The organism is Vescimonas sanitatis, from assembly GCF_049060325.1.
Classification (GTDB): domain Bacteria; phylum Bacillota; class Clostridia; order Oscillospirales; family Oscillospiraceae; genus Vescimonas; species Vescimonas sanitatis.
The window spans coordinates 313,736-339,624 of sequence record NZ_JBMGPW010000002.1 but is presented as its reverse complement, the minus strand read 5'-3'; the positions used below and the strand labels follow the sequence as shown (position 1 = coordinate 339,624).

The window sequence follows — 25,889 nt, the reverse complement described above, 5'->3', positions numbered from 1 at the left end:
CCCGGTCCTTTCTCCTGCTTTTCTTTCGTCGGCGGCAAATCGGTCCGATTTTCGGTCATCCCGCCCGGTCAAGCATCCACGGCGCATCACCCCCTTCCGGGCAGAACACACTGCGGTAGGTACTGATGTCCGGCACCATGCCCTGCTCCAGCATGATCTCACTTTGCAGCAAGCGCACGCACAGCTCCGCATAGACACTTCGCATTTCATCTCTACACCGACGGGCAACGGTCTTTTGCTCATCGGTCAGATCACCGTAGTGTTCATCGCAGAGGAACAGGCGAAGCTCCTCTGCGTCGATGGGGTCGGCATGATCCTTGTTCCACGCCCACCGGATGTAGCGCACTGTGTCGTGTGTGCGCCGAAGGACCATCATCGGGTCATGGTTCACGATGAAGTTTGCAATCTGCTGCATCATGCGCTTTCTTCCTCCTTCTTCTTATTCTGCTGATTCAATTCGGCCAGCCGCTTCTCCGCCCTTGCCCGCTCCATGTCACGCTCCGCCTGAAGGAACTGCCGATGGTAGTTCAGTTCCAACGCTTCTTGAATGGGACGGATGGTGTAGATGAGACTTCCGTTGCGCACGCGGCCGTCCTTTGTGGTGATGGTACTGGGCTCGGTGTGAATAAGCCCCTTCTCCTCCAGACCGGCCACATACTTCCGCACGGTGTTTTCGCTCAGCTGCACCGCCTTTCCGATGGTGCGGTAGCTGGGATGGCACTGGTAGCTTCTGCGATCCTCGCAGCGCAGAAGGTAATTGTAGACGGCAATCTCATGCGAGCTGAGACCGAGGTTGAACACCTCGTTTGGCACGAGGTAGTAATACTTGTTCGGATCTCGCTTAGGCCAACGCCGGAACATCAGGCATCACCTCCTGTCTGCGCATCTACCCACCGGCGGAACTCTTCTTTGGGTACCACGATGCGGCTGCCTATCCGCAGCGCGGGGAAGCCCGTCTCGTGCATGAGCTCATAGGCGCTGGAGATGGACACGCCCAGCACCTGCGCCACCGTGTTCGCATTGAGGAACAGCGGCAGCTGATCGTAGTTGGTGAATGTGGATTCTTGCATTGGATTCCTCCTTTATAATTTTTGATGTTTGTTGACGGAAGCTACAACGCAGCCTATAGGCATCACTCCTTTCAGTTCGATTTGAATACAGAGAATTGCTCCCTGCTAAATGCCTTAAAAAAATCCCTCCACTTATCGCGGAGGAAAACATGTTTTGCACACCCTGTTTTAGAAAATCTTTTCTTTGTCTATCGCGGCGTATCTTTTGAGACAGCAAATAGAAGTTCCATACCATCCAACAGCTTCATGAGGGACAATTCTAACATTCCTCTACCTATTGCCGTTCTTCAGCAATTTTTGGGCCTTTTTTCTATGCGATCCACACGCTTAAAAATCGTTTTCATGTTCATGCCGGATATCCTAAAATATACGCCATTCCGTTTCTTTGAATCCCATACATACCATGGACGCAAAAAGGGAGCCGCGCCAATTGGCGCGGCTCCCTGAGTTGAGTGTTCGGTTTTACATTCCCAGCGTCGGTGAGGTGTGCTGCTCCTGCTCCATCAAAAGTTTCAAGCTGTAATCCAAAATCTTCTCCTTGCGCTCGGTCAGCATGGTCAGATAGAATTCACGCTGGATCGGCAGCAGTTCAGGGACACTTTCGAGAAAGTTATGGAGCGCATCGAGGTCGATTCTTGAACAGACACGCTTGAGCGCCTCATTGCAATCCGGATTCTTCAGCGAAGAAATGTAATCGAAATAAGATATCTTTTTCCCGCCTTCTTCGATAGAGGAAGTTGGGAAAGTATAGATACGTTGGTCGATTTCCGCTTCGTCTTGTAGCACGTTTTTCATCCGTTCCAAATCAAGCTGCGGGTATAGGCAGGAACCACAATCATAGACCGGTGCCAGTTCTGCCTGCTGCTTCTCCTCATCCACGAGGATGCCCCAGTTGCCGTTATGCCGGTCAAAGTTTCCAAGGAACGCATCCGCAATAAACATATCCCAGAAAAATTGCCGCAGCTCATCGGCGGGATAAATACTCTGCTCCTCAATGGCCTCCAGAATGGAGGACAGTTCTTTTCCGTAACCATTCTGCTCACTGTCGATGCAGGTGTTTTTCAGATGGGCAAACTCAATGAGCCGTTTTCCGCCCTCTGTAAAGTCCCGGCATGCAACCACCAGCTTTGTTTTGCCGCGGCTGTCCGTATAGTTTCCGAGGAGCGTTTCCTGCGTCCGAAAGCCCAACATTTCAAAGATATGACAGGCGATATATTCGCTGATGCAGCCGTTGCTGTAGCTCATATCCCGATTTCGGCTGGGCTTTGGCGGGAACTTGAGCATATAACTGTGTCCTTGATAGGTGATATTGATTTTATTCCCATTGGCTCCGCCGTAGGCGCGGAAGCGGTTGACTGGGCAGTTGGTAAAATCAATCACGGGTTCTCACCCCCTTATAAATATTTTGCGCGAAGATAATCTGCCTGCTCCTGTGTAATGGCGTTGCTCCACTGATTGGAGTTGATCGCACTATACAATTCTCCCCACAGGCAGTCCATATAAGACACCTTGTCTTTTTCGCCCTGAACATACTCACGAAGCGCTTTATCCAGACTGGCGGGCAGATCCTTTTCCAAATAGCTTCGGTCAATTGGCTTGCCGCCATGCATTTGCGGTTTCTCCACGGTCAGCGTAATGAGCTGCTCCATCGGGATATCCAGTGTGGAAGACAGCTTCACGAGTGTACCGGCGCTGCATCGTGAGAGCGTCGTCTTGCCGGAACAGATGTCCGCCAGCGTTGCCCAAGGCACACCGCTTTTCTTGGAGAGCTGGTAACGGGAAAGGTTCTTTTCCCGCAGTATCTGTTGGATCGTCATATACATCACCGCTTTTATTATATCGGTACGCCGATAATCAGTCAAGAGAAAACATCTCACTCCCCCTGACCAAACTGTTTGTTTGCATTTGCCCTCCCCAAAACTGTTGACTATTACGATACAGACAGCGGGACAAGCCTTCATGGCCTGTCCCGCTGGTTTTTCTGCCTGGATTTTGAAAGTATTTTCCTTGTTTATGGCGGTGCAGCCGCTGCGCTGCTGCCTATGATTTATTCGTCATCATCTGGCCATGATGAGATCATGTGAATATCGCCGGTGTCCATATCCATCGCCATGTGATCGCCCATGCGCAGCATGAGATCCCCATCGGAGTCCATCGCCATATTATCCGAAATGCTCATGGCGAAGTCGCCGTCATCGTAGTCAAAAAATCGATTGCACACTGTACCCACCTCCTCTATTGAAATATCTGCTATAAACCTCATTCACCGCTTCCACATACACCACAAAGGATGGATGATTATGATCTTGTCGAAACAGATACATATTTTTCTTCTCAAGATACCTGTCCCGAACCTTCTGCCATAATCCCGCTCTCTTCAGTTTATCCGCTCTATCTTTTACTTGATGAGAGTTCGGCACTTCGTTCCATGTGTATTGATCCAAGCCCAGTGCGTACACATTTTTGTTATGTATCAAGCGCATGTAATTCCCGTTTTTATTTTTCGTGGTAATAGCAACATCAAAGCTGAATTCAACATTTGGAGTATCCTTAAAATGCAGCAGTGCAGTCAAGCAAGAAGTTGAATCTTGGGCATCCGAAAAGAATTCTCTCCTCTCCGCCCGGTTCAGAGCATTTCTTACCGTTTCTTTTAGCAACCGCAGGTCATTCCAATATCTTTCTTCTGCCTTCATGATCAAAAGATTGTAGTCAAGGTCATACGGACCATCTCCGTTTCTTGTGATCATATTCCTTGCGCCGCTTCCAACAAGCGAAAACTGTGCAGAAATCCCCTTCGTCCTCAGTAACTCGCAGGTTTTCTTAAGGGTCCTTGAACAATCCGAACAATAGCGCTTTGCTTCGGACTCGCAAACAAACTCATACGCCATGCATACTCTCCTTCTTGCCCATGCCACCCATTCAACATCGAGGTTAAATCATTATAGAATAGCATAGAAAGTTTGATTGTCAATAGCGACTTGACCCCATTTTGAATGTTTTCCGCATATTTCACCCTATGATCCCAATTTTGTTGCCGTTTTCGTAAATGTCCGTGCCATCTTTGCTGTGATTAGGTCCCTCGTACTCTACCCATCCGAAGCCCGCCACATAGACTTTGTCGCCGGGGTGCAGTTCTTTAGAAGGCTGTGGCGGAGTTGGCTCTGGTGCGGAATTCTTAGCGGGTGCCTGCCCCGTGGAAAGCTGGAGTTCGGAAGCTACGGGTGTTTCAATAGGCCCTGTCTTCGGTTCAGGTTGCTCTTCTTGGGGCGCTTCTTGTTGCGGGATCGTTCTTTTTTCCTTCTCTGCCAGTGTTGCTGGTTCCTCAATTTCCGCAACGGTCGCTTCCTTGGCGCTCACAGCGGTTTCTGCGGCTGGGACGGGTGTTTCCTCGACCGCGTTGCCATGTGGCCACACAGCGGCGCACAGGGCGACACATGCGGCAATCATTGTCACTATGATGAGTTTCTTCATTTCTCTTCCTCCTTAGATGCGAAACGAGCGCCTGATCCCATTGCCGTTTGGCAGGAGACTGAGCGCTCGTTTTCGTAGTGATTCAATTCTACGGAGAGTTTCCACGCCAGTTCAAATCCAGCGATAAAGCTGTCGATGGAGGTCTCCTCCGCAATACGGTCTTTTGCGTCGATGATCTGGAGCACCAGCCGACGCTCCAGTTTGCCCAGTACCTTGCTAAGTGCTTGATGGCATTCATCAATTTCCTGTTTCTGAGCCTGGAGTTCAGGCGGGGTACAAAAGCAATCGTATAGGTCTTTCAGCAGCTTGTATTTCATGCGCTCGCCTCCTTGCAGCACAAACATATACCACAGTTCGACGGAAATAGCTACTGAAACTTTTTCAGAAAAATAGCGGCTGGAACATTGTGTTTCAGCCGCTATTTGCGATGCGGGGTACTCGTGGTGCGGGCTCCCAGCTGAGCTATACCCCCATGGAGCCGAAACCCTTGATTTTACCGGGTTTCCAAGATATTTACTTTTGAGATGCGAGGATGAGATTGCGGGTTGCTTTGCCGGTGACTTGCTCTCGCAGGTTAACTATACCCCTAAGCAATTTTTACTTCTGTTTGCATCCATGCTAAGAGTTTTTATGACGATGACAGCCCTGGGCAATTCGTGGTGACATTGCGAATGATGATAAGCGATATCCTGGCACCACCAATTTCCGCAAGGCATGATCAAGTCAACGCGCCGTTATTCTCTACTTTTTCTGCTTCGGACAGTTCTTCCCAATCCTCACGATTCCCGCATCTGCGAAGGTAATCGTGGCCGCCGTCCACGGCGCACGAACCACAGCTGCAAAACTTGAAATCATGGACGGTTTTACTCTCGATGACATCTCCGCACTTTTTGCATCTGATCGCGTTCTTGATAATTCTCGGCATAATCATTCTCCCTTTAGTACAGCCCGAATCTTTTCTTTTTCTCCACTGCCGTCTGTACGGAGACGCAGGAGCGGAACGGCACACTTCTCCAGAATGGAGTTTTTCTTTATGTCTCGCTCTGCCTGTTTGCTCCCCGCTTCGTGGAAGCCAGTCCCGTCTACTTCAATCGCCAGCACGGGCTGTTTATCCATCTGATTGAACAGCAGGAAATCCACATGGGTCAACGGATTGTGGGCATATTGGCATTCTTCCTCTGTCAGCGGTTCATAGTTTTTCACCAGTGTCGCAAGAGAAACATGCGCCGCGCAGCCGATGAAGGAAAACGCCTCCTCGGACAGCACCTCCTGAATCACGGAGTACATGAGATTTTCGGAATCGTATTCCGATACCCGCTTATGTTTTTGCAGATATGCCCTTCGCTGCTCGGCATAGCCCTGATAGAGCATATCGAACACGGAGTAGACCTGGCTCTGGATAACCTCAAAATTGTTATATTCGATGTACCGCGTTAGGTCGCCATAGTTGGTTTGGTCATTGCGTGGGTCCTGCGATGTGACCACCGCCAGCGAATGAACCGCGCGGGAAACCGCCACATTCAGCATATGAGGATCATCCACGAAATCTGTGATGACATTGTCGACCGAAGTTAGAATGATGGCATCCTGTTCCCGCCCCTGAAACTTGTGGACGGTGTCCACCTCGTAAGTATCTCCCAGCTGCTTGCGGATGGCTGTCACCTGGTCCCGATACGGCGTGATAATGCCGATGCTCTGGAAATTCTGCTGATGCAGCCGCGGAAGCACCTCCTGCTGGATGACATCGATCTGGCGCTGGTTGAGATGACCACGGGCGTGGTTGCCCGCAGTCGTCCGGTACATAGTCAATACATTTGGCTCGTCGTGGTCCTTCGTCATAACGATCAGCTGCCCGTGGTAGAACTTCTGGTTGCAGAAGTTGATGATTTTCGGGTGGCAGCGGTAGTGTTCCCGCAGCAATGTAACAGGCGCGTCCTGCCATATTTCCAATGCAGAGGACAGCAGGCTGTGGGTAGAAAAGCGATAACGCTCATCCAAGGAATACTTCTGCCAGATGGCATCGCTGGTGCGGATGTCATCCTCTGTCAGCACATTGGGTAGCTGCTTCAAGTCCCCGACAATCACGATATTCCTCGCGCAGGAAAATGCCAAAACACCAGTAGCCAGATCGACCTGTGAGGCTTCATCCACGATCAGGTAATCGTAGATGTGCTCAATGCTCAGCGTCCCCTTGATGGAATAGGTCGTGCTGAGCGCCACTGGGTACTCGTGAGTAAATTTTTCGGAATTCCGGCGGAAATCACTCATTTCAAAGCGCTGTCTGCCACTCTGCCAGTGATACCGCGTCGCCAGCTCTGCCCGGAATAGTCGCAGGGACTTTCGGGTGAGCTCGTCCATTTTCGCATCGAAAGCGTAGTGTTCCAGCTTGCGGTTCAACTCCTGCTTTTCGGCCTCCAGTTCCCGCCTCTTTACGGAATAGAACTGACTTTGCAAATAGGGAATAACAAGCTCTGGAGAACGGAGGAACAATTTGAGTGCATTGCGATTGAACCGGAACATGATGGAGAGTTTTTGCAAAAGGCCTAAGCGGCTCTCATGTTCTGCGTGCTGTTCAAATTCCATCCAAAGTGCAAGAATCTTCTGCGAGGACAGTTTGTCCAGGCTCTCTGTCGGTGCGTCGCTATAAGTCGCGTAATATTCCTCGAAATAGTGCTGTTCCGGATTCAGCTGCAAAAATTCCTGCTCAATTTCCGCAATGCGGTTCTTGGCGTTGAGCATTTCGTTCAGCTCCTGGGAAAGCGCGGTCGTCTCTTGATCCAACTGCTGCCGTTCCTCTGTGGGCATCTCCCAATCACTCATATTCGGATAGGCGCCAGTTTGATTCTCCAGGAACTTTTGCTTGTTGGCAAGGCTTCCGAGAAACGCAGTCAGAAAAGAGGCATTCTTCTTTTCCAGCTTTTCCGCCACATTGTGTGTTGCAGAATTATTGTTAGATACGACCGCCACGGTCTTCCCGCTCCGAACCACATTGGCAATGATATTTAGAATCGTCTGCGTTTTTCCTGTCCCCGGAGGTCCCTGAATGATGCTGATTTTGGAGGAAAGCGCCCGCTCCACCGCCAGCTTCTGACTCCGGTTCAAGCCAAACGGATAGATCACCGCCTCCGGCATCTGTGGTACTTTGACTTCCTTCTGCGGTGCAAGATAGCTTGCCAGCACGGTATCCTCGCTGACCTGCTTGATCTTATCGTACTGCATGCTCAGAATGTTGATGCCTTCCACCTCGAGGCTAATTGCTGCGGCAGTCTCCTTGAAATATTGGAATGCTTCTTGATTTTTACCGTCTGTCAGGCAATTCTGCTGGAACTGCACTTCACTCCTACGGAATGATAAATCTTTCTTTCCGTTGCGGACAATGCGGTAATATCCGCCGAAGTCGAGAAGCTCATCAATTTCGCTGATGGTCTGCCTATTTGCGGTGACAATCACCTGCGCAGGATCAATTTTCTTTTTCAGAGGCAGTATCTCCACATTACTGCTCTGAAAGCTGTATGACTTATTGGGCGCACTGGTATAGACGACCTCGCACTTCCCATCATGGAACTGAAAGCTCGCGACCGAGTCCGTCTGGTCTTTTCCTTTTATGATGATTAAGTGCTTTCGTGCGTCCATAGGCAATCCTTTCACTTGAGAATGCGAGCTGTTGACTTATGGGTTGTCCCCGCACATTCGCACTGGATTATAGCTGTGCCCATCAGCCGCATTTTAGCGGTAGATGCACATCCAATCCCCTGCGTAAATATGTTTCCCTAATCAGTTCAAAAACGTCTCCTGCTCGATTGTAACGCCATAGCTTAGGATTTTTTCAATAGCATCTTTGAACAGTAAGTATCTCCCGCTTTTTAAATCTGCTTCCAACTCAGATAAGTATTCTTTGGAGCGCATAAGACCATGTTCGTAAAATTTTTCAACAAGTTCACCTGACATACGCATGGGCAGCACAGAAGAAATTAGCTTCTGCAAGTTGTCGAACATTCGGAAACCGCCCGCATCGATATCTGCCCAAAATCGCACTTTAGCGCCTTTCGCTGCCGCATGAGCGATCAATGTAACCATCTTTCGTTTTTGGGGACTAAGGAATCCGCCGTGATAGATCACCAACTCTCCCGGCTGTTTTTCGGACATCACATATTCATCGTAATTGGTTTTATTCTCAATGAATGTGATGCATTGAATTGCCGTCAAGTCGATTGCTGTAATAGAATCGATCAAAGTGCTGGGTAAGGCCAAACCGTATGGTGCGGCACCAATACAAATAGTTCCCTGTTCTGTTCGAACCAGACAGTTTCCTGCAAGCTCGTATAACTCCGGGCGAGCATAGATACCCAAGTATGCCAGCTGTTCTCTTTCGCCCAATTCATTTTCATCGCAGGAATTCGCTAAATCTGCATCGTATTTTCTTGCGATCCGCAAAAACAGATCCCGCACATTTCGCTCAAAGTATTTGGTATCGGAAAAGCACTTGCTGCTGAATGCGCGCATCGTTATACTGCCGGACAGAGCAGAATACTCACGGAAAGCGCAGAGCAGGTCCTGCAATGGAGTATCGTCCGTTTTGCAGAAGACAGGAATTTTCAGTTGCTCTGCTGCCGATCTGCAAACATCTACCTTCCATGCTATAATCCAGGGAATCGCAACATCCTTCAGGCCGCCGTCTATCAGCTGAATAATCTGACTTGCTCGCACCTTGGGATGCATTCTTTCGGCAAAAGCATAGCACTGCGAGATCTGATCCAAGCGCAACACAATAGCCGAAAGTACCGGGCGGCCTTTCACCCACTCGAGCTGCACCAAGTGCTTCTTTTCAAGTTCCAAGGCTGCTTCGTTATAAGCATCCCGTATCACAGCATCTTCGTAGATATACTCAGGAAAGTCTTTCTTTTCCACTTTTAGCATAACTCTTCTGAGCGATGTTCCAGGATTGAGGAGATGCTTACTGTTTTCATATTTATTCAATAGGCGGTTTAGAATTATCTTCTGGTTTTTCACTGAGCAATCTCCTTGCCAAAGGGCAGAATATGCATTATGTATTTGTCCTTGTTTACCAGCAGCGTACGGTCTGCAATCGGCATAATATCCGAAACCTTATCCGGCGGTGTACAGATAATGGCCTGCAAGCCCATCCTTCGCAGGAGACGGACGCTCTCAATAATGCGATCACTATCCATTTTGTTAAATGCCTCATCAAACACTGCCAATCGGACGGTGTTGCCGAAACTGGATGTATCGTTCACACGGTAGAGCTGAGCGAAGGAAGCCAGAACCGCAATATAAAACGGAGTCTGTGTTTCACCGCCGGACTTTGTGTTCAAGGTCTGAGAAAGCAGCTGCTTTGTTCCGTTTTGATCCGTGGTTTCCAGGTCAAACTTCAGGTATGTCCTAAAATCGGTATATCGTTGGATATTTTCCTGCAGCTCGCTTTGTTTTCTCGCATTTAACTGTGTATCATCCGCCGTAGTGATCTGGCTGAACAGCTTCTCTATCAGCTGGCCATATTTATCCTGGAAAGGCCGTGCGAACAACCCTACATCGCCTTCCATAAGCTCCGGATCCATAATCATGTCATAATACTCTGCATAATCCGGATTACGCTCCACACGGAACTGATAACTGTCCGTTCCGAATTGAGCCTGACGCAGTGCGCGATTTAGATTCTTCACCTGATCCTGCACTTGGTCGATGCTGGACTTCAATTTGGCCAGAAAATCATTCTGGAACTGTTCCATCGCACTCTCTCGGGCAGCGTTGATCTTTTCCCGGTATTTGGGCAGCTCACTTTCCTCCAAGAGCCTCCGCTCCGATTCAAACTCATCATTATCCATGGCTTCCACACGGAAGGAACATGGCTTAAACCGGTCCGTATACTCCCTACGTGCAATGAAAAGCTTTTTCCGGGCAGTATCCTGTTCCTTTACGCTCTGCTCCAAACGGCTGCTGAAGTTCTTATGGACGATGTCTGCGCGTTTCAGGCGGGCGAGCTCCTGCTGATATCTGGGAAGACCGATGCTTTCCTGATATTCAACAGGGAATTCATCTTGCAGGCGGTCTTCCATATAAGATAGCTGCTGGTAATGATCCGGCAGCACCTCATAGTCCAACTGGCGAATACGTTCCTTGTGCTGGCCGATCTGAATTCCTTTCTGCTCTTTTTCTTTATTCAGCGCTATGATTTCGTCCCCGAGCGCAGCAATTGTGCGGCGCTGTTCGTCCAGCCACAAAAGATCCAGTTTTGAAAGCTGATCATCGATATCGGTCAGTTCATTGGCGATCTCCATGCCGTGCAGGTATGCTTTTTGCTTTTCTGCCACGGTATTTTGGACAAAAAAGTGCGTAAATAACGGTTCTTTTGACTGTGACAAAAGCTGACGGATAGGATTCCAATAACGCAGCTGGTCTTCAATCTGCGTTAACTCCTCTTCCAATCGAGATACACGCAGACTTACCGCATAACGGCCAATAAATGCGTCATCCATCAGCTCACGACGAATCGAACGGACAACATATCCCTGGTAGAGCAGTCCGTCTGCTGTAATAGCGGTTTTGAAATTGCGCAGCTGTTCAGCTTTTTCACAACATACGACGCGCCCCAACAGATAGTCAATATAGCTGCGCGCCAGCTTGTTATCAGTATCCACCTTTCTGGCAAGGCTGTCATCGCGCGGGCGGATCGTTTCTCGTTCACGCAGCTTACCAATGTCCACCAGTCCAAACGATGCAAAGCCGAACTCTTTTTTGATCCTGTCAAAGATCAATAAGGCACTTTTATAATACGCCGGATCAACCAGCAGATAAAACTTCTGCGCATTGAGATATCCCTCCACGGCTCCGCGCCACCGTTCGTCCGCAAGCTCCAGGACATCCGCAAGAATATCTATTCTCACAGGACTGCCGATCCGGCTGTTCAGCTCAGATTCCAAGCGGGCCTTCAATTGCAGTAGACCTCGCGGATAGTCTTTAATGTCCTTTCGGAGATTTGCGAGGACAGTGCGTTTTTGGTCCTGCTCCTCCTTCAACTCCGCCAGACGATCTTCTGCTTTGTGCAGCGCATCTCGGATGGTCTTAGCAAGCTCAGCCGCTGCCTGCTGGGCGCTCTCAAAAGGTGCCGATGAATAGGAGAATATCTCATAGCTTCCGGATGTAAAAAGCGAATAAGCCTTCAGAACGCTTTCGGCCGCTTCCTGCACAGGCACGAGGACTCCTTCTGCATCTTGTTTCAAGATTGCGTCGCACAGACCATTCAGCTGAAGGGATTCCCTTTTTATTTCCATTGCCAAGGATTGGAGGTCCTGCGTCAGCCTTTTTTGCTCATCCAGCAGCGCCTGCTTCCGATTGCGGAGTTTTTCTTCCTCCTGAAACACACTGCTCTGCGCGCAGGCCAAGTCAAGTTCGCGCCTGCGGTTCTCTTTCTGTGTGATTCGATCAGAGATCGTCATGATACTCTTTTCAATTGCGGCTAATTCTGTGGTACTGTCTCTCTTTTCAAGCTCAAATCGGTCAATTTGGGCTTGTTCCATTTCTTTTTTGGACCAAAGTACCAAAAATGATTGCACCCGCCAGCGGTCAATGGCCTGATTCATTTCACGATAGAGTCTGCCTATCTCCTGTAAAGCAGTCAGTTTCTCCTCCTGCCGCTGTGCCAACATTTCATGGCGTTTATAATCCCGGATATTCTGCTGCATGGCCTCGATATCAGGCTTCTCCGGTATGTCGCAGATGTTCTCGGTAATGAATTTCTGGATATCCACGATAGGGCGGAAGGATACCGCCTTTTTCATCATTCGAAGGACCTGCTCATTGTGCACATTCCATCTTGACAGCATATTCCTGCGATATTCCTTCTGCGTGTCATAGATCTCCGCCTTAACGTAATTCTGCTTCAAAAAACGGCGCAGCGCAGGAATCTCCATAGCCTCTCCATTTTCAACAAAGCCGTTCTCGGGCAGCGTTCCCACACAAATGAAAAAGCGTTCCTGCCTGCTTCCGTCACTGCGGCAATCAAAAACAACGCCCGTGACAAAACTGCTGCCCACTACGTCATCTTGGAACTCACAAGCAATGTAGCTGGAGAAATCTTTTCCCCGGCGGGAATACGGGTTATTTTCATCCATATCTGCCCGCAAATAACCGTCCAGCGTGCGCTGAGACTTTTCATTGGCAGCCTGATTAAAGTTGCGGGCATTTGTTTCTCCCAATAGAACGATTTGAAGGGCATCAATTACCGTGGATTTTCCCGCACCGTTTTTTCCAGTCAAGAAATTAATATCACCTACCTCGATGATCTCTTTGCTGAAATACAGCCAATTAATTAGCAGGATCTTCTTCAGTTTCTTCATCGGTATCGCCCTCCTTCCGTAGCACAGACACAACATCGTTCAGCTTTTCACTGGAGACTGCAGCCAACACGGTCGGTAATATGGAAAATTTACAACCGCTCTGATTGAACTTTCCCTCAATCCGCTGAATAATCGAGTGATTTTCCAGCAATGTCAACGCACGCTTCACTTCGTCCATATTGGGCTTTGCTGGAAGGATTGCGTAATCCGTGACGACCTTTTCTAAAACATCACGCACGGTACAAACGGCATCCTGCTCCAGACCGAGTTGTTCCTGATTTTCTTCATAAATCATGCGTAGGGCAAGGAGAATGGCCGTTTCTTTTTTGTTCAGGTTGCAGCGGTTCGCTTCGTCCGTATTGATCACATAGAAATAGCCGTTTAAATCATCTTTGCGCAGATCCCAATCCAGCAGACTAAGATATTCTTGCACCGCTTCGTAATGCAGAGATAAAAACGTATAATCCGGGTTATTCACCCTTCCTTTGCCCGGCCGAAACAGTGTTCGCACAATATAAGTCCGGCTAAGAAGCTGGTTGCAAACGGACTTGAACTGTTCTAATTCCTTGGAGGTCGCACTACGAATGAAGTCAAAATCCATTTTTCTTCTCCTTCCGTCGAATCTGCATCTGAGGGATGGAATAGCCATTTTCATGAAACGAGCCGCCCAGCTCTTTGATCTGATAGCCTGCGGCAGAATCTCCGCTGGTCAATACAGCCAGCAAACTCATGATGTAGGATTTATCATCCTTAATGTTTAAATCTTTGGAGTAGCGAACATCTGCATCCCCCAACCATCCCTGCACATAGGCGGCAATGGCCGCGCGGCCATATTCGGAACGCAGCAGCTGTGCGGCCTGCGCGGCCGCATCTGCATCGGAAGCCGTTTCCTGAATAAGAACCGTGGCAGCTCTTGTCCGTTTTTCGGGGCGCTTTCGATACCACAAGCTTTTTTCAGAAAGGAATGACTGCTCATAAAGCTGAAATACCGGTTGTATCCGGTCTACTAAATCACCGGCGCGTCGATTGCGCGACAATGCCGTGAGCAGTACATTCAAGTTTCCCCGAACATTTTGATCGCGATTTGTCAGGTTTTCTACCTTTTGCGTTGCTGCTCTCGTATAGCGGCGAACCTGCGCATCTATTTCATCGAGATAGTCATGCTCTATATTGTCATATCGCTCGTCGATCCAGAAAATCTTTTGCAGCAGATCGGAACGGCAGTTTTCCACTGTATCTCCTCGTTTATCCTGCAAAGCTGCGTTCGCCATGGCAAGCAGCAGAGCATCATCCTCAGCCCAGCTTCTCAAAACAGATTGAATTGGAACGCGATACTTTGGGACGGAGTCCTTAATTTTCAACGGTCGTATGTATGCCTCAACTACTTTCTGTCCAAACTCGTTGAAGTGAGAGGCCAATACCTGATTGACGTCCTGCATATCTATCTGCATCTGAAAATAATGCTTCACATTGTGATAGACCATTTGCAACAAATTTATGAGAGCACTGGTGTTATCATAGGCACTGTAAATTGCGGCCATCTTATCGTAAACGCTTTCGCTCTCATTGGCGACCTTCAGAGCAGAGTAGGTACCAAACACATAGGAAAATCCGCGAGCAGGACGATCATCCCGGAGCTGGTGAAACAGCTCCAGCAGCCGGCTGCTGTAACTTGGGACGGTAATATACTCCTCAAAATCGTCACCCCGTTCCTTTTCAAACCAGCCTTTACCGCAGAGCTTCCGAATCAAAAAGCGTGCACGGCCGGAGATATCCCGCAGCTCATCCTCGTCAATATCTTCCCCTTCAAACGTAGCATCCGCCAGTTGCTGCTCCAATCTGCTGCGGAGCATAGAATACAGCGTGTCTTCGCGTATTTTAAGGTTTTCACGGTATGCGGTGTACAGCACATCCAGAGCATCTGCGTATAGTGCGCGGTTGGGCGAGGCCAAAGGTGAAAAAAGCTCACCAGGAACCGCTTCAAAAAACTTCATGAACCTTCCTCCTACAGGAGACGACAATTATGATTGGACGATTAATTTGGAATCAGGATAGGCCAGATATCGTATTCGATACGGGGACACTATATGGCGGGCTTCACTGTGGAGACTGCTTTGCATGTTGGCTGGATGGGCGCTGGCTCGATGTTCGCCTGGAATATATGAATGATTGGGTTCTGATCCACAACGGTCTTTTTGTTCCAGTTCGTTATGGCGTTCCTGTGCGAATTTAATCAGCCCACTACCAACTTATTTGTCTTCTTCAAGAACTTCGCCGGGATCGGGCGGTCCAGCTGCCAGGTGATGTTCATCGGTCTGCTGCCCGTATGCTTCACGTAGTTCGCCGTGCCCAGATAGGTGTACGCTTCTGCACCGCCGGTCTTACGGTCCGCCTTAAACTCACGCACAAACAGCAGTACCTTGCTGCCGCGTTCCTTGTGGTGGATATAGCGCTGACCGGTGGACGAATTCTCCGCCGTGGTGCTCTGGCTCTGCCAATGAAACAAGCTCTCATTGATGGAATAATCGTTGTACATGGTGGTTGGCGAATAGTCCTTGTCCGCCTTGTTCAGCGTCACAAAGAACACATCGATGTTTTTCTCCGGCAGCCACTTCACGCCCTCACGCACGGTTGCCGGTTTCATAAAGTCCATCGCCACCAACAGTTGATCGCGGGTATAGGTGCAGTGCAGATCCAACGGGCAGTCGAAGCCCAGTTCCACCGGCTCGTCGATAAAGTCGATCTGCTCGAAGCGATAACGCAGCAGCTCCAAGAGTTCACCGAGCAGAACTGTGCTGTCAGACAGGGCATAGAGGTTACTAAGCACCTCTTCGTCGTCCCAGTCCTCCACCACCTTGCCCCAGACGGTGACATAGAACATCTGCATCATCCGCTTTTCCGCATCCGGAAGCGCTGCAAAATCAAGATTATCCAAACACGGAAGGACGTCCAGCAGGAACGAAATCCAGCGGCGGGAGTCGATTACAGCAAGCTTTGCAAACGCTTTGGTCAGGATGTCCTCCAGCGGCTCCGAAAAGTCCTCGATGGCATCCGCTCTGGCGCAAATGCGAGAGAAGGAGGAAAACTTGTAGATCGCCCGCGGATCAAGATGGTAGTAATCCAAGAAGTTTTTGAGCGTCAGTTCCAGCCCACTGTCCTCCGTAAAAGATGCTGCACGAGCCACCAACCCAGCCGTATTGCCATAGGACGCGCGGATATTCTCCAAAATGTATTTGGCCGCTTTCTTCTCCAACTGGATATAGCAGCCCTTGGGAACGGACACAAAGCCGTCCTTGATCTCCCGGCTCACGCTGCGGGTGGTATTCGACAGCAGCGCCGCAAACTTATCTTCAAAATTGTATTTTCTATTCGCCTGACCGATGAAGTCCAGCACGGTCAGGCATTCCTTGTCCTCAGATAGACGCAGGCCACGTCCCAGCTGCTGCAAGAAAATCGTCAACGACTCCGTGGGACGCAGAAAAAGAACCGTATTGACTTCCGGAATATCTACGCCCTCGTTATAGATGTCCACGACGAAGATGAACCGCACCTCGCCGGACACCAAGCGCCGCTTGGCCGCCGCTCTTTCCTCGTCCGAAGATTGCCCGGTGAGGCACATGGACGGGATGTTGTGGTCGTTGAAATAGCGGCACATAAATTCCGCGTGATCGACCGTCACACAGAAGCCGAGACCCTTCACCTCGTCAATGTCCGTCACATATTTCAGCAGTGCCGTCACCACATGGTCGGCGCGGCGGTCGGCAACCGCCCCACTGAACGTATAGATATGCTCCAGCTCACTCTTTTGGTAGCCACCGGCAGACCATTTGAGCGCATCCAGATCCACCGTATCGGTAACGCCAAAATACTGGAACGGGCACAGGAGCTTTCGATCAATGGCTTCCGGCAGACGGATCTCAGCGGCGATACGATTGTTGAAGTAGGGCAGGATGCTCTTGCCGTCCATACGCTCCGGAGTAGCGGTCAAGCCCAGCAGGATGCGCGGCTGGTAGTAGGACAAAAGCTTCTGGTAAGTCGGCGCGGCGGCATGGTGGAATTCGTCCACGATGATGTAATCGTAAAAATCGGGACTCGTCTTTTCCGTGAAGCTCTGTGAGTTGAAGGTCTGGATGGACAGAAACAGGTTGTCGATGCTCTCCGGCTTATAGTTGCCCACAAACAGCTCACCAAAGTTTGCGTCCTTGAGCACAGCGCGGAAGGTGTACAAGCTCTGCTTGAGGATTTCCTCTCGGTGCGCCACAAACAGCAGGCGGCAGGGTCTATCCAGATTCTGCTTGCGGAAGCGCTTGTAGTCCAGTGCAGAGATGACCGTCTTGCCGGTACCGGTGGCCGCCACCACCAGATTGCGCGTATAGCCACGAACAGTGCGCTCTGCCTCCAGCTTGTCCAAAATCTCCTGCTGGTAGGAATAGGGGTTGATGTCCATGGTGTAGACGTCAGCATTGTTGGTGTCGAAATATTTTTCCGCCTTCAATGCCCGTGCCAAGCGCTCTTTCTGATTCTCTGCGTAGTATTCAAATTCGCGGTCATTCCAGTAATACTCAAAGGTAGCGGCGATCTTGTCGATGGTTTCGGGTAGGTCGCGCCGCGTTACTTTTGTGTTCCATTCAAGGCCGCTGGTCAATGCGGCATTGGACAGGTTGGACGAGCCAACATAAGCCGTCGTGAAGCCGGTTTCTCGGTAAAAGATATATGCCTTGGCGTGGAGGCGGGTCGTCTTAGTGTTGTAGCTGACCTTGATGTGCGTATTGGGCAGCTTTCGAAGCTCCTCAATGGCTTTCACGTCGGTAGCGCCCATGTAGGAGGTGGTGATGATACGGAGCTCGCCGCCGCTGCGCGTAAACTCCCGCAACTCGTCCATAATAAGGCGTAGACCACTCCATTTGATGAAGGACACCAGCATGTCGATCCGGTCGGCCGAGACGATTTCCTTTTTGAGCTCGGTAAACATCTGTGGCTCATGCACAGCCCCGGTGAAAAGTGAGCTTTGTGCGATGGATGTCTCTGGGCGCTCTATGTCCGCCGCCGTTTTCCCCACCGCCAGCCGCGGGTCGGTCTCCCGTAAAAGCGCAAGAAGCTGCTCTGCCCGCCGGTCAACGCCCAGCGCGGCAAAGTCAGCTTCTTTCGTTGTATTTTGAATGAGATCAACGATCTGGTTGGTCAGCCCGATCTGGGCAGAAATATCCCCGCCGTTGTCCAGCACGTTATCCAAGCCCTTTTGAACCACATCTGCCAGATACTGCGCCAGCACCTTGGAGGCTTCCACCTTGTCAATGGGCGCAACAGACTTGCGGGCCTCCGGAATCTCCGCAAGCTCGCCCGTCAAGGCGTTGTTGATGACTTGTTCGTATAGGCCGGGATGTAACATAGAGTTTTCTCCTCGTTGAAAAAACTTTTCCTCTTCATGTACAGTACATTTATCTATTGCAGAGCAAAGCATCCCCATCAAGCAAGTGGTTAGGCTTTGCTTGCAGAGGGTCGCATAGTAGCATCAATAATAAAATAAGATATTTTTCTTTTTATCTCTTTGTCCAACTCGTTGTAGAAGGCAATAAAATGTTCTAATGCCTTAGGATGTCCATTATCGATAATCAAATAAATTGCCTGTTTAGTTTTCTCTTGTTTCATGTATGTTGGAAGTTGAATTTCAATTCCGTGTCGTAATTGAGGATTTGAAGTCAGTTTTGTTTCGACAATGACTTTATCAGTTGCTCCCCTCGATAATTTAAAATCGACAGGACCTCTCCCGTTGTTTCCTTCTTTTGTAAGATCAATGTTATTCGCGTCACAATATGAATCGGCAATACCATAAAAAAGTAACTGCGCCGCTGATTCATGTTTGGGCGTTCCATTTGAATTATAAAGAAGCTTAGAAAGTCCGTTGTCTTCGACTAAAGTCTTGAATTGATTACAGATCGTTTTTGCTATAGTTAGGACGTCATCACTGGTTTCCAGTGGTACTTGTGAGAGAGATAGTGGATATTTTTCGGTATACTCTCTTGCAGCAGAAAGCCACACGTATTCGCCAGCTGGATCTTCAGAAAAATCATACACCCTTTTAGGAGTTGCTTTATAAGCAGCTATAAGAGCGGTTCGAAAGCTCGTACTGTTACGCATCAAAGTAAGGATTTGAGACTTATGAAGTTTTGTTTTCTTTCCCAAATCAAAGTAACTGTTGATTTCCTCCCGAACTCGCTCATTCTCTTGGCAAATCCAGTCAATATCATCAAAAGTATCCGCTATAGGTAATGGACTAAGGATAGCAGAAGGTAAGAGCAGAAGCGGTTTGTTGTTGTAAGGATTTCTACACGTTTTATATATTTTGTGTCCGAAACTAACCGAAAGCGAATCGACTCCAGCAAATTCAGTCACGCGCTGTGTATATTTTAGCATATCCTCACGGAGAATAAATGTTATTAGATCGCTTACGCGATCGCAGCCAATTCCTTCTTGAAATACTCCTAACAATTCAAACAATACCGGATCCGTATCTCCTTCAGTCATAAGATCTTGTATAGTGTTCAAAATCGTTTTTCTAAGTACTGAGCCGATTGCGTTTCCACCGGTTCCGTTTTGAGAGTATCCAAAACATGTACCAGACAGTTCCGTAAACGTTAACATCCTCTCTGCACGTTTTCTATACATATCAGTTTGGCTTTTGGAATGTCTGAGTAATGTTATAATGTCAGAAAAGTACTTTTCAACCTTTTTGCGTGCATCCAGAAACTCAGGTTCAGTGCATAACTCCAAAAGTGCAGGGTCTATGAAAACTCTGGTGTCAATATCAAGAATGACATCAAATACGCCAGTTATTTCAAGGACTTCTTTAGAGATATTGAATTGTTCTGAAAATGTAATTGGCATACAGTATCCCCCCGGTATATATCGGTAAAGGCAATTTAATTATGATCCGGTACAATCTCCACAATATCCTCAATTCTACAATCCAGTGCCGCACAAATCTTCACGAGTATCTCAGTCGTGACATGACCATTCCGTCCCATCTTGGTAACCGATGCTGGGCTGATACCAGCCTTTTCACACAGGTCTTTTTTCTTCATATCCTTATCGATAAGCAGCTTCCAGAGTTTTTTATAACTCACAGACATAAAATATCTCCTCCGTACCGATATACAAAAAATGCTCTGCCACTTGGCAGAGCACTCGGTCTATTGCAGCCATACTGCCAAGGCCTATTCCAACACTTGACAGCGTTGTTTATAACGATAGCACATTCGGGCAGGAAAAGCAAGAAAATGATAAATACGCACGAATTCCGACCCTGTTGGATTTCTTTTCGAGCTGCAAAAGAAACAGTTGAACCTCCGGGCAGTCAGAGCTACAATGCCAACACCTCATCGCGAGGACAAACTGATTGGAGGTCAAATGATGAATTATGAAGCAAGCCCGTTTCAGGACTACGAATCGATCACCATTGATGAGCTGAAGGATCAAGCCAACAGCCTATTGAATCTGGTAACGGATGAGCAGCGACCACTGCGCGTATGCATGAATAATGGCAAGGAGTTTCTGCTGTTCCCTCAGGACCTGCTCGCACCAATCTATGACTCTGACTTTCGCTTGATCCTGCTGTCGGCAATGCGGTATGCGATGGGCAGAAACACATGTATGCCCGCAGTAGTTTCCGATTATATTAAGCGCCACATTCGGTTTCTGGACGATAAGTTTCTTGCGTTGGCTGCCGATGATATTCGGCGGCACCTCGAAGACTACGCAGAGCATGAGCCGAACCCGAATCTTTGGCAAGGCCTTTTTGATGCACTCGAAGCAGAGCAGAAAGCGCGTGCCACTCGTCAGGCAAGGAAGATTCGGTCTTGTCCGCCCTGCGGAAAGTCCTCGCTTTGAGTGCCAATCGAAAAATATTCATGATAAAATTACGACGAAAGTCAACAGCGTTTCTCTCGCAGGGCGCAGATGCTTTCCCTTACTCCGGGTAAGTTTTCCCTTAAAACACCACCAGAATTAAGGGAATGTAATAACTGTTAGGGTGTGATGGTATTCTTTGTCTATAGCGATGCAAATTCTGCGCCGCCTATTCCTGTATAAAGGACTTGCTTAACCTCTCCGGCAGAGGTACAATGCGACAGGCTGGAGAGGCAAATCATCCGTCCGCGGCACTCCGGCAGACCATAAAAAACCGCTTTCTGGCCCATGTCACGAGGGTGTTCAGAAAGCGGTTTTTGACCACATGTTTGACTACAGGCAGCCGTGGAGTGTGCGGAAACAGTGTAGTCAAGAGTTGCGAAGAGCATCCATAATAAAGCAAAAGCGGCTATAAATCGTCGAAAAAAGTAGAAAAATTTTTATTCAAAAGTTTGTCTATAGCGAGGCAGATTTTAAATGCCCCATGCGTGGATTTGAATACTATTTTTCTTTATTCCCCGCATCTTCCAGCAGATTTGTAACCACTTCACTGAGCTGCGCGGCGTTCTTGGAGGTGATGACAGGAACGCCGGTCTGCGTCTCAATGGCCTTCCGTGCGTCGCCAGCCACCTTGCCACCGGCACGGGCCACATCTATTGGATTTTGCATATGCTTTCGCATTTGAAGGCCGCAGACGGCGTTGCGGGTTTCTTGCTGGCGAACGGTGCGTTGGGCGACAGTGACACTTTAGAGATTCGCAAAAAACTGATTTAGAATGATAAGGTGGAAGCCATTGTCATTCTTCCTCGGGAACTGTTTATCACCACCGATATCAGTGTCACGCTCTGGATACTGAACCAGAACAAGAAGGGCGGGAAGTATCACGAACGGATGCTTCGCAACCGGGAGCATGAAATACTGTTTGCAAAAGCAGCGTACGTTCAAAGAAAAGATACAACTAATTTCCTTTTTCTCGTTTTATTCAACTCGTTTCCATGCTATACGATTGTCGAAATATAATTGCTCTGTGCGCGTTGAAGACGAATATCACACAGAACATGGGCAGACCGCATTGCGCCGCGACTTTAATTTTGATTCTCCGGTGACACAGTAAGAAGTGACAAGACTCTATAAGTAAACACCGAATCGCACAGCGCGGGCATTTTGACCTGATACTGTGCAATTTCTTTTTCACCTCACGAAATGCTGGCCTGCACAGCCGTTTGCTATGCAGCGCGTCTCATCCTTTGGGATGATTTACATTTCAGAACAGCCGCGTATAATATAATTTGAGATAGGTGGCAAAAGGCTTATGACAATCTCACTCTGTATCAAAGGGAGGGAAGAAATGACCGAAAATATCATCATAAAGCCCTCCGTTCAGAAACGGTTTGACAGCTTCATAGCGCATGGCAGAGTCCTTTTTTTCAGCGCGCCCTGCGGCTTTGGAAAGACCGTGCTGGCGGACGCGCTGCTGCGCGGGCGGAATGTGCTGCGGCAAAGCGCGGCAGACCCAGACTGCGCGATCCCACCGTCAGCGCAGGATTGGGACATTCTGCTGATTGACGATCTTCAGCTCATGCAGGAGGAAGCCGGGCAGCAGGCTCTTTGCGAATTGATTCGCTCAAGTCCGGAGCGCCATTTCGTGCTGCTCTCGCGCGGTGTGCCGCCCGGCTGCCTGACGGCGTTTCAGTACACGGGGCTGATGACGGTGCTGGAGGCCGACGACCTGCTTTTTGACGCGGACGATGTGCGGCGACTGTTTCAGCTTTCGGGAGCAAATGTAACAGATAGCGAGATCGACGGAATTTTGAAAGAATCCGTGGGCTATCCGCTGGGCGTAGCCATCACCGCCCGGTGTATGTCTCCGGGCAAGCCGTGGACGCCAGAGTTGGCGGCGCGGGTGTTCCGGGAGGTGTTCCTCTACTTTGAGACCGCCATCTACCGGCGCTTTGACCTGCCGGTGCGGCGCTTCCTGTTGGAGCTGGCTCCCTTTGAAAGCTTTGACCTGGAAATGGCGCGGATGGTCAGCGGCGATCCCCGTGCCGGCGAACGGCTGGACTGGCTTCTTCGATACACCACTATGCTGCGCTACGACGACTGCCAGCGCTTCCACTTCTGGTCGGGTTTCCGAGCTTTTCTCCTCTGGGAGATGGAACGGGAGTATACCGAGGAAAAGCGCAAAGCGCTCTTCAGCCGGGGCGGGCTGTACTATGAGCTGAAGGAGGACTACGCCCACGCCCTGGAATGCTACACCAGCGGCGGTGACCATTCCAAGGTCTCCGAGCTGCTGGTGCGCAACGCCGAGCTGCACCCCGGCATGGGTCACTATGCCGAGATGGGAAAATACTACCGCAGCCTGCCGGAGGCGGAAATTCTCGCCTCTCCCTCGCTGATGCAGGGCATGAGCATGCTCTGCGCGCTGGCGATGGACTACGAAGGCTCGGAGCGCTGGTACGGCGAGCTGCAAGCATTTGCCGAGCGCTGCGGCAGGCAGGACGCCGCCGGAAAGCAGGCCCGCAGCCGCCTTGCATGGCTGGACATTTCTCTCCCCCAGCGGGGCGTGAACGGTCTGACGGAAACCATTCCCGCCGTGTTCCGGCTGCTGATGAACAAGGAAGTGACGCTGCCGTCCTTCTCCGTCACCAGCGCGCTGCCCAGCATCATGAACGGCGGCAAGGACTTTTCCGCATGGAGCAAAAAGGACGACCTGCTCTACAAAACCCTCCGTCTCCCCGTGGAGGCGGTGCTGGGGCGGGACGGCGTGGGTCTTGCGGACTGCGCCATCGCCGAGAGCAAGTTTGAAAAGGGCGAGGACGTGGCCGGTCGGATGCTGTCCCTTCTCCCACAGCTGAACGAGGTCCGCAACCGCGGCACGCCGGACATGGAGTTCGCCGTCAGCGGATTGCTGGCCCGCAGCCAGATGGCAAACGGACAGCCCGCCGACGCGCGGCGCACCATCGAGGCGCTCCGCGAACGCTTTGCCGAGCGCGGTTTGACACGCTTTCTGCCCAATATGGACGCCATGCTCTGCCGTATTGACATGCACACCGGCGACCTTGACGCGGCGGACGCGTGGTATCGGGAAAAAGCCCCGCGGGAGCCGACGCACCTGAACGTCATGCGGCGCTACCAGTATCTCACCCAGGCCATGGTGGAGCTGGAGGACGGCAGACCGGACGCGGCGCAGCTGACGCTTGCCCCGCTGGAGCCGTATGTCCAAAACTGCGCCCGCCTCATCGACGGCATTCACCTGAATGTCCTGACTGCCATTGCCCTGTACCGCAAGAAGGACGAGCGGTGGTGCGAGCGATTGACGGCGGCGCTGGACGCGGCAGCGGAGTACCGCTTCATCCGCACCATCAGCGTATACGGCACGGCGGTGCTGCCGCTGCTGGAAGCACTGGACTGGGACGGCGACAAAGCATGGCGCAAGCGGCTGATGGCGGCGGTGCGGACGCAGGCGGCGTTCTACCCGCATTTCCTCGAACCCCGCCTTGCCCCCGGCGAGGAGTTGACGCCCACGGAGCTGCAAATTCTCCATCTGCTCTGCGCGGACAAGTCCAACGCCGAGATCGCGCAGATCATGGATGTGAAGCTGCCGACCGTGAAGACCCACGTCAGCCACATCCTCGACAAGCTGGACGTGAAGCGCCGGGCGGAGGCCAAGACCGCCGCGAAAAAGCTGCATCTGGTACCGGAAGAGTTATAAAAACAGCGTCCGGCGGACGCCGGATTCGACATAAATGCAAACTGATCTCAAGGAGGAAGGACATGAAAAAACGACTATTGAGTGCATTCATGGCGCTGGCCCTGTGCCTGACGCTCCTGCCCGCCCCCGCATGGGCGGCGGAAGCGAACGCGCCGGAGGGGACGGCGCAGACGCCCCCGGCCGTGGAGAAAGCGGCAGACCCGGCGAACGGGGAAGAACAGCAGGAGAATCAGCCTGCGCAACAGGAAGAACAGCAGGAGGATTCTGCCGCAAAGCAGGCCGTGGCCACCGTGCAGGCGATGATCGGTGAGCTGCCCAGTCTGGGCGAGCTGAAGGGCATGGACAGCGACACGCTGAACGAAGCCTACATGGCCGTTCAGTCGGCCTATGACGCCTACGAGGCCCTGACGGCGGAGCAGCAGGCGCAGATTACCGGCGCGGAGCGCTTCGAGGACCTCTTCAACTGGTTCAACGGGCAGATCGCGCTCCTGGATGGGGATGTAACAATCTACCCGGATGATGTTAATGCAAATGGTGACATTATACCGTATACCGATTTCAGCCGAACGGGTCCCCTGCTCACAGGAACTGAGACGAATTTGAGCAACAAATATTATGTGGTTCAAGGCACCGTAACCATCAACGGGGATTTGACTGTCGATGGTTCGAAAGATGGCGGTCTGGTGCTTTGTCAAGACGCAACGCTGACGATCAACGGCGCTCTGATCCACACCGGCGGCGATAAGTTTTACATTTACGGGCAATCGAACAACGGCGCCGACGCCGGGGAGCTGATTATCAATAATCCTAATGGTGATGGCGCGGCGATTCGGACTGCAAGTACTGCGCGTCTGGGTATCAGCGGCGGCAAGGTGACGATTATCAGCGGGAATTCCAAGGAACTTATTGGCGATCATATTACGTTGTACAGCACAAAATCGATACACGAAGGCATTCTTGACGGCGATGCGAAATTACCCTCGGAGTGGGGGAAATCCTCCATATCGGGCGGGGAACTCGTCATTGAGTACTGCTGGCATGACCATCCTACGTATACGCCCTCCGGCGATACACAGCATATAAAGAGCTGTACGCAGTGCGGCTTTAATACGGGCAATACAACGCTAAAGGCGAATTGCGGAAACGATGGCTATGAAAGAACTGTGTCGGCCGGAGTCGAGGGACACCGTAAGGAATGCCCCTGCGGGAATCTGTTTGGCGATGTGATCCCACACGACACAGGCTACCTGCTGTCAAGAACAACCAGATGCACATTGCGGGATGCGCAATCTGCGGCTATCAAAGCGGCTCGGAAGAACAGCACGTTTGGGATAATATAAAAACAGGCGAATGTGTGAAGTGCGGCTTTATGCCTGT

The 25,889-nt window shown here is 50.5% G+C and carries 24 protein-coding genes; 5 read left to right on the top strand and 19 right to left on the bottom strand.

Annotated elements, in window-relative coordinates; all coding sequences use genetic code 11:
- Positions 1 to 55 precede the first annotated feature (55 nt).
- The 15 genes from ACOMDU_RS04430 to ACOMDU_RS04360 all read right to left on the bottom strand — a co-directional run bounded on the left by ACOMDU_RS04430 (position 56) and on the right by ACOMDU_RS04360 (position 14,889).
- A complete protein-coding gene (locus tag ACOMDU_RS04430) occupies positions 56 to 418 on the bottom strand; it encodes a hypothetical protein (protein WP_421129230.1) in 363 nt (120 codons plus the stop codon).
- On the bottom strand, positions 415 to 861 hold the full coding sequence (locus ACOMDU_RS04425) for a helix-turn-helix domain-containing protein (protein WP_421129229.1): 447 nt from the start codon (positions 859 to 861) through the stop codon (positions 415 to 417). The genes ACOMDU_RS04430 and ACOMDU_RS04425 overlap by 4 nt, the downstream gene beginning before the upstream one ends.
- Entirely contained in the window at positions 861 to 1,070 is a 210-nt protein-coding gene (locus ACOMDU_RS04420) for a helix-turn-helix domain-containing protein (protein WP_213541927.1), read from the bottom strand. The genes ACOMDU_RS04425 and ACOMDU_RS04420 overlap by 1 nt, the downstream gene beginning before the upstream one ends.
- Positions 1,071 to 1,532: 462 nt before the next feature.
- Positions 1,533 to 2,450 carry a HipA domain-containing protein gene (locus ACOMDU_RS04415; protein WP_421129228.1) on the bottom strand — a complete coding sequence of 306 codons (918 nt, stop codon included), beginning with the start codon at positions 2,448 to 2,450 and terminating at the stop codon, positions 1,533 to 1,535.
- A gap of 14 nt (positions 2,451 to 2,464) precedes the next feature.
- On the bottom strand, positions 2,465 to 2,887 hold the full coding sequence (locus ACOMDU_RS04410; protein ID WP_421129227.1) for a helix-turn-helix domain-containing protein: 423 nt from the start codon (positions 2,885 to 2,887) through the stop codon (positions 2,465 to 2,467).
- Positions 2,888 to 3,117: 230 nt separating this feature from the next.
- Positions 3,118 to 3,291 carry a hypothetical protein gene (locus ACOMDU_RS04405; RefSeq protein WP_178265247.1) on the bottom strand — a complete coding sequence of 58 codons (174 nt, stop codon included), beginning with the start codon at positions 3,289 to 3,291 and terminating at the stop codon, positions 3,118 to 3,120.
- Positions 3,272 to 3,958 carry a hypothetical protein gene (locus ACOMDU_RS04400; RefSeq protein ID WP_421129226.1) on the bottom strand — a complete coding sequence of 229 codons (687 nt, stop codon included), beginning with the start codon at positions 3,956 to 3,958 and terminating at the stop codon, positions 3,272 to 3,274. The genes ACOMDU_RS04405 and ACOMDU_RS04400 overlap by 20 nt, the downstream gene beginning before the upstream one ends.
- A 121-nt stretch (positions 3,959 to 4,079) precedes the next feature.
- Entirely contained in the window at positions 4,080 to 4,541 is a 462-nt protein-coding gene (locus ACOMDU_RS04395; protein ID WP_421129225.1) for a hypothetical protein, read from the bottom strand.
- On the bottom strand, positions 4,538 to 4,858 hold the full coding sequence (locus ACOMDU_RS04390) for a DUF6809 family protein (RefSeq protein WP_118684800.1): 321 nt from the start codon (positions 4,856 to 4,858) through the stop codon (positions 4,538 to 4,540). The genes ACOMDU_RS04395 and ACOMDU_RS04390 overlap by 4 nt, the downstream gene beginning before the upstream one ends.
- A gap of 401 nt (positions 4,859 to 5,259) precedes the next feature.
- Positions 5,260 to 5,466 (bottom strand): DUF7695 domain-containing protein, encoded by a 207-nt coding sequence (locus ACOMDU_RS04385; protein ID WP_421129222.1) that lies wholly within the window; start codon positions 5,464 to 5,466, stop codon positions 5,260 to 5,262.
- A gap of 2 nt (positions 5,467 to 5,468) precedes the next feature.
- A complete protein-coding gene (locus tag ACOMDU_RS04380) occupies positions 5,469 to 8,174 on the bottom strand; it encodes an AAA domain-containing protein (RefSeq protein WP_421129221.1) in 2,706 nt (901 codons plus the stop codon).
- Between the two features lie 141 nt (positions 8,175 to 8,315).
- A complete protein-coding gene (locus ACOMDU_RS04375; RefSeq protein WP_421129220.1) occupies positions 8,316 to 9,551 on the bottom strand; it encodes a Wadjet anti-phage system protein JetD domain-containing protein in 1,236 nt (411 codons plus the stop codon).
- Positions 9,548 to 12,895 (bottom strand): ATP-binding protein, encoded by a 3,348-nt coding sequence (locus ACOMDU_RS04370; RefSeq protein WP_421129219.1) that lies wholly within the window; start codon positions 12,893 to 12,895, stop codon positions 9,548 to 9,550. Before ACOMDU_RS04370 ends, ACOMDU_RS04375 begins: the two co-directional genes overlap by 4 nt.
- Positions 12,864 to 13,496 (bottom strand): DUF4194 domain-containing protein, encoded by a 633-nt coding sequence (locus ACOMDU_RS04365; RefSeq protein ID WP_421129218.1) that lies wholly within the window; start codon positions 13,494 to 13,496, stop codon positions 12,864 to 12,866. Before ACOMDU_RS04365 ends, ACOMDU_RS04370 begins: the two co-directional genes overlap by 32 nt.
- A complete protein-coding gene (locus ACOMDU_RS04360) occupies positions 13,486 to 14,889 on the bottom strand; it encodes a Wadjet anti-phage system protein JetA family protein (RefSeq protein ID WP_421129217.1) in 1,404 nt (467 codons plus the stop codon). Before ACOMDU_RS04360 ends, ACOMDU_RS04365 begins: the two co-directional genes overlap by 11 nt.
- A 29-nt stretch (positions 14,890 to 14,918) precedes the next feature.
- On the opposite strand from ACOMDU_RS04360, the gene ACOMDU_RS04355 reads away from it, so the two are divergent.
- On the top strand, positions 14,919 to 15,128 hold the full coding sequence (locus ACOMDU_RS04355; RefSeq protein ID WP_421129216.1) for a DUF5348 domain-containing protein: 210 nt from the start codon (positions 14,919 to 14,921) through the stop codon (positions 15,126 to 15,128).
- Here ACOMDU_RS04355 and ACOMDU_RS04350 read toward each other — a convergent pair whose 3' ends face one another.
- The 3 genes from ACOMDU_RS04350 to ACOMDU_RS04340 all read right to left on the bottom strand — a co-directional run bounded on the left by ACOMDU_RS04350 (position 15,129) and on the right by ACOMDU_RS04340 (position 20,025).
- Complete coding sequence (locus ACOMDU_RS04350) at positions 15,129 to 18,284, bottom strand: DEAD/DEAH box helicase (protein WP_421129215.1); 3,156 nt, start codon at positions 18,282 to 18,284, stop codon at positions 15,129 to 15,131.
- Positions 18,285 to 18,373: 89 nt separating this feature from the next.
- On the bottom strand, positions 18,374 to 19,780 hold the full coding sequence (locus ACOMDU_RS04345; RefSeq protein WP_421129214.1) for a hypothetical protein: 1,407 nt from the start codon (positions 19,778 to 19,780) through the stop codon (positions 18,374 to 18,376).
- 35 nt (positions 19,781 to 19,815) lie between these two features.
- Positions 19,816 to 20,025, bottom strand: coding sequence for a helix-turn-helix domain-containing protein (locus ACOMDU_RS04340; RefSeq protein ID WP_421129213.1), 210 nt, complete (start codon positions 20,023 to 20,025; stop codon positions 19,816 to 19,818).
- A 280-nt stretch (positions 20,026 to 20,305) separates the two neighbouring features.
- On the opposite strand from ACOMDU_RS04340, the gene ACOMDU_RS04335 reads away from it, so the two are divergent.
- Positions 20,306 to 20,782, top strand: a complete 477-nt coding sequence (locus tag ACOMDU_RS04335) for a hypothetical protein (RefSeq protein WP_421129212.1) — start codon at positions 20,306 to 20,308, stop codon at positions 20,780 to 20,782.
- Between the two features lie 519 nt (positions 20,783 to 21,301).
- Here ACOMDU_RS04335 and ACOMDU_RS04330 read toward each other — a convergent pair.
- Positions 21,302 to 21,469 carry a hypothetical protein gene (locus ACOMDU_RS04330; protein ID WP_421129211.1) on the bottom strand — a complete coding sequence of 56 codons (168 nt, stop codon included), beginning with the start codon at positions 21,467 to 21,469 and terminating at the stop codon, positions 21,302 to 21,304.
- Between the two features lie 114 nt (positions 21,470 to 21,583).
- Here ACOMDU_RS04330 and ACOMDU_RS13825 point away from each other — a divergent pair, with 114 nt between their 5' ends.
- The 3 genes from ACOMDU_RS13825 (at position 21,584) to ACOMDU_RS04315 (ending at position 25,852) form a co-directional block, all read left to right on the top strand.
- On the top strand, positions 21,584 to 21,820 hold the full coding sequence (locus ACOMDU_RS13825) for an N-6 DNA methylase (RefSeq protein ID WP_476718542.1): 237 nt from the start codon (positions 21,584 to 21,586) through the stop codon (positions 21,818 to 21,820).
- Between the two features lie 328 nt (positions 21,821 to 22,148).
- Positions 22,149 to 24,512 carry a helix-turn-helix transcriptional regulator gene (locus ACOMDU_RS04320; protein WP_421129210.1) on the top strand — a complete coding sequence of 788 codons (2,364 nt, stop codon included), beginning with the start codon at positions 22,149 to 22,151 and terminating at the stop codon, positions 24,510 to 24,512.
- Positions 24,513 to 24,574: 62 nt separating this feature from the next.
- Entirely contained in the window at positions 24,575 to 25,852 is a 1,278-nt protein-coding gene (locus ACOMDU_RS04315; protein WP_421129209.1) for a hypothetical protein, read from the top strand.
- Positions 25,853 to 25,889 lie beyond the last annotated feature (37 nt).

What these genes read in the sequence shown, in the direction of transcription:
- ACOMDU_RS04340 (WP_421129213.1), bottom strand. Translation starts at nt 20,025, where the DNA reads ATGTCTGTGAGTTATAAAAAACTCTGGAAGCTGCTTATCGATAAGGAT.
- ACOMDU_RS04395 (WP_421129225.1), bottom strand. Translation starts at nt 4,541, where the DNA reads ATGAAGAAACTCATCATAGTGACAATGATTGCCGCATGTGTCGCCCTG.
- ACOMDU_RS04370 (WP_421129219.1), bottom strand. Translation starts at nt 12,895, where the DNA reads ATGAAGAAACTGAAGAAGATCCTGCTAATTAATTGGCTGTATTTCAGC.
- ACOMDU_RS04365 (WP_421129218.1), bottom strand. Translation starts at nt 13,496, where the DNA reads ATGGATTTTGACTTCATTCGTAGTGCGACCTCCAAGGAATTAGAACAG.
- ACOMDU_RS04430 (WP_421129230.1), bottom strand. Translation starts at nt 418, where the DNA reads ATGATGCAGCAGATTGCAAACTTCATCGTGAACCATGACCCGATGATG.
- ACOMDU_RS04390 (WP_118684800.1), bottom strand. Translation starts at nt 4,858, where the DNA reads ATGAAATACAAGCTGCTGAAAGACCTATACGATTGCTTTTGTACCCCG.
- ACOMDU_RS04320 (WP_421129210.1), top strand. Translation starts at nt 22,149, where the DNA reads ATGACCGAAAATATCATCATAAAGCCCTCCGTTCAGAAACGGTTTGAC.
- ACOMDU_RS04315 (WP_421129209.1), top strand. Translation starts at nt 24,575, where the DNA reads ATGAAAAAACGACTATTGAGTGCATTCATGGCGCTGGCCCTGTGCCTG.
- ACOMDU_RS04350 (WP_421129215.1), bottom strand. Translation starts at nt 18,284, where the DNA reads ATGTTACATCCCGGCCTATACGAACAAGTCATCAACAACGCCTTGACG.
- ACOMDU_RS04385 (WP_421129222.1), bottom strand. Translation starts at nt 5,466, where the DNA reads ATGCCGAGAATTATCAAGAACGCGATCAGATGCAAAAAGTGCGGAGAT.
- ACOMDU_RS04330 (WP_421129211.1), bottom strand. Translation starts at nt 21,469, where the DNA reads ATGCAAAATCCAATAGATGTGGCCCGTGCCGGTGGCAAGGTGGCTGGC.
- ACOMDU_RS04345 (WP_421129214.1), bottom strand. Translation starts at nt 19,780, where the DNA reads ATGCCAATTACATTTTCAGAACAATTCAATATCTCTAAAGAAGTCCTT.
- ACOMDU_RS04380 (WP_421129221.1), bottom strand. Translation starts at nt 8,174, where the DNA reads ATGGACGCACGAAAGCACTTAATCATCATAAAAGGAAAAGACCAGACG.
- ACOMDU_RS04360 (WP_421129217.1), bottom strand. Translation starts at nt 14,889, where the DNA reads ATGAAGTTTTTTGAAGCGGTTCCTGGTGAGCTTTTTTCACCTTTGGCC.
- ACOMDU_RS04420 (WP_213541927.1), bottom strand. Translation starts at nt 1,070, where the DNA reads ATGCAAGAATCCACATTCACCAACTACGATCAGCTGCCGCTGTTCCTC.
- ACOMDU_RS04355 (WP_421129216.1), top strand. Translation starts at nt 14,919, where the DNA reads ATGATTGGACGATTAATTTGGAATCAGGATAGGCCAGATATCGTATTC.
- ACOMDU_RS04400 (WP_421129226.1), bottom strand. Translation starts at nt 3,958, where the DNA reads ATGGCGTATGAGTTTGTTTGCGAGTCCGAAGCAAAGCGCTATTGTTCG.
- ACOMDU_RS04335 (WP_421129212.1), top strand. Translation starts at nt 20,306, where the DNA reads ATGAATTATGAAGCAAGCCCGTTTCAGGACTACGAATCGATCACCATT.
- ACOMDU_RS04410 (WP_421129227.1), bottom strand. Translation starts at nt 2,887, where the DNA reads ATGACGATCCAACAGATACTGCGGGAAAAGAACCTTTCCCGTTACCAG.
- ACOMDU_RS04425 (WP_421129229.1), bottom strand. Translation starts at nt 861, where the DNA reads ATGTTCCGGCGTTGGCCTAAGCGAGATCCGAACAAGTATTACTACCTC.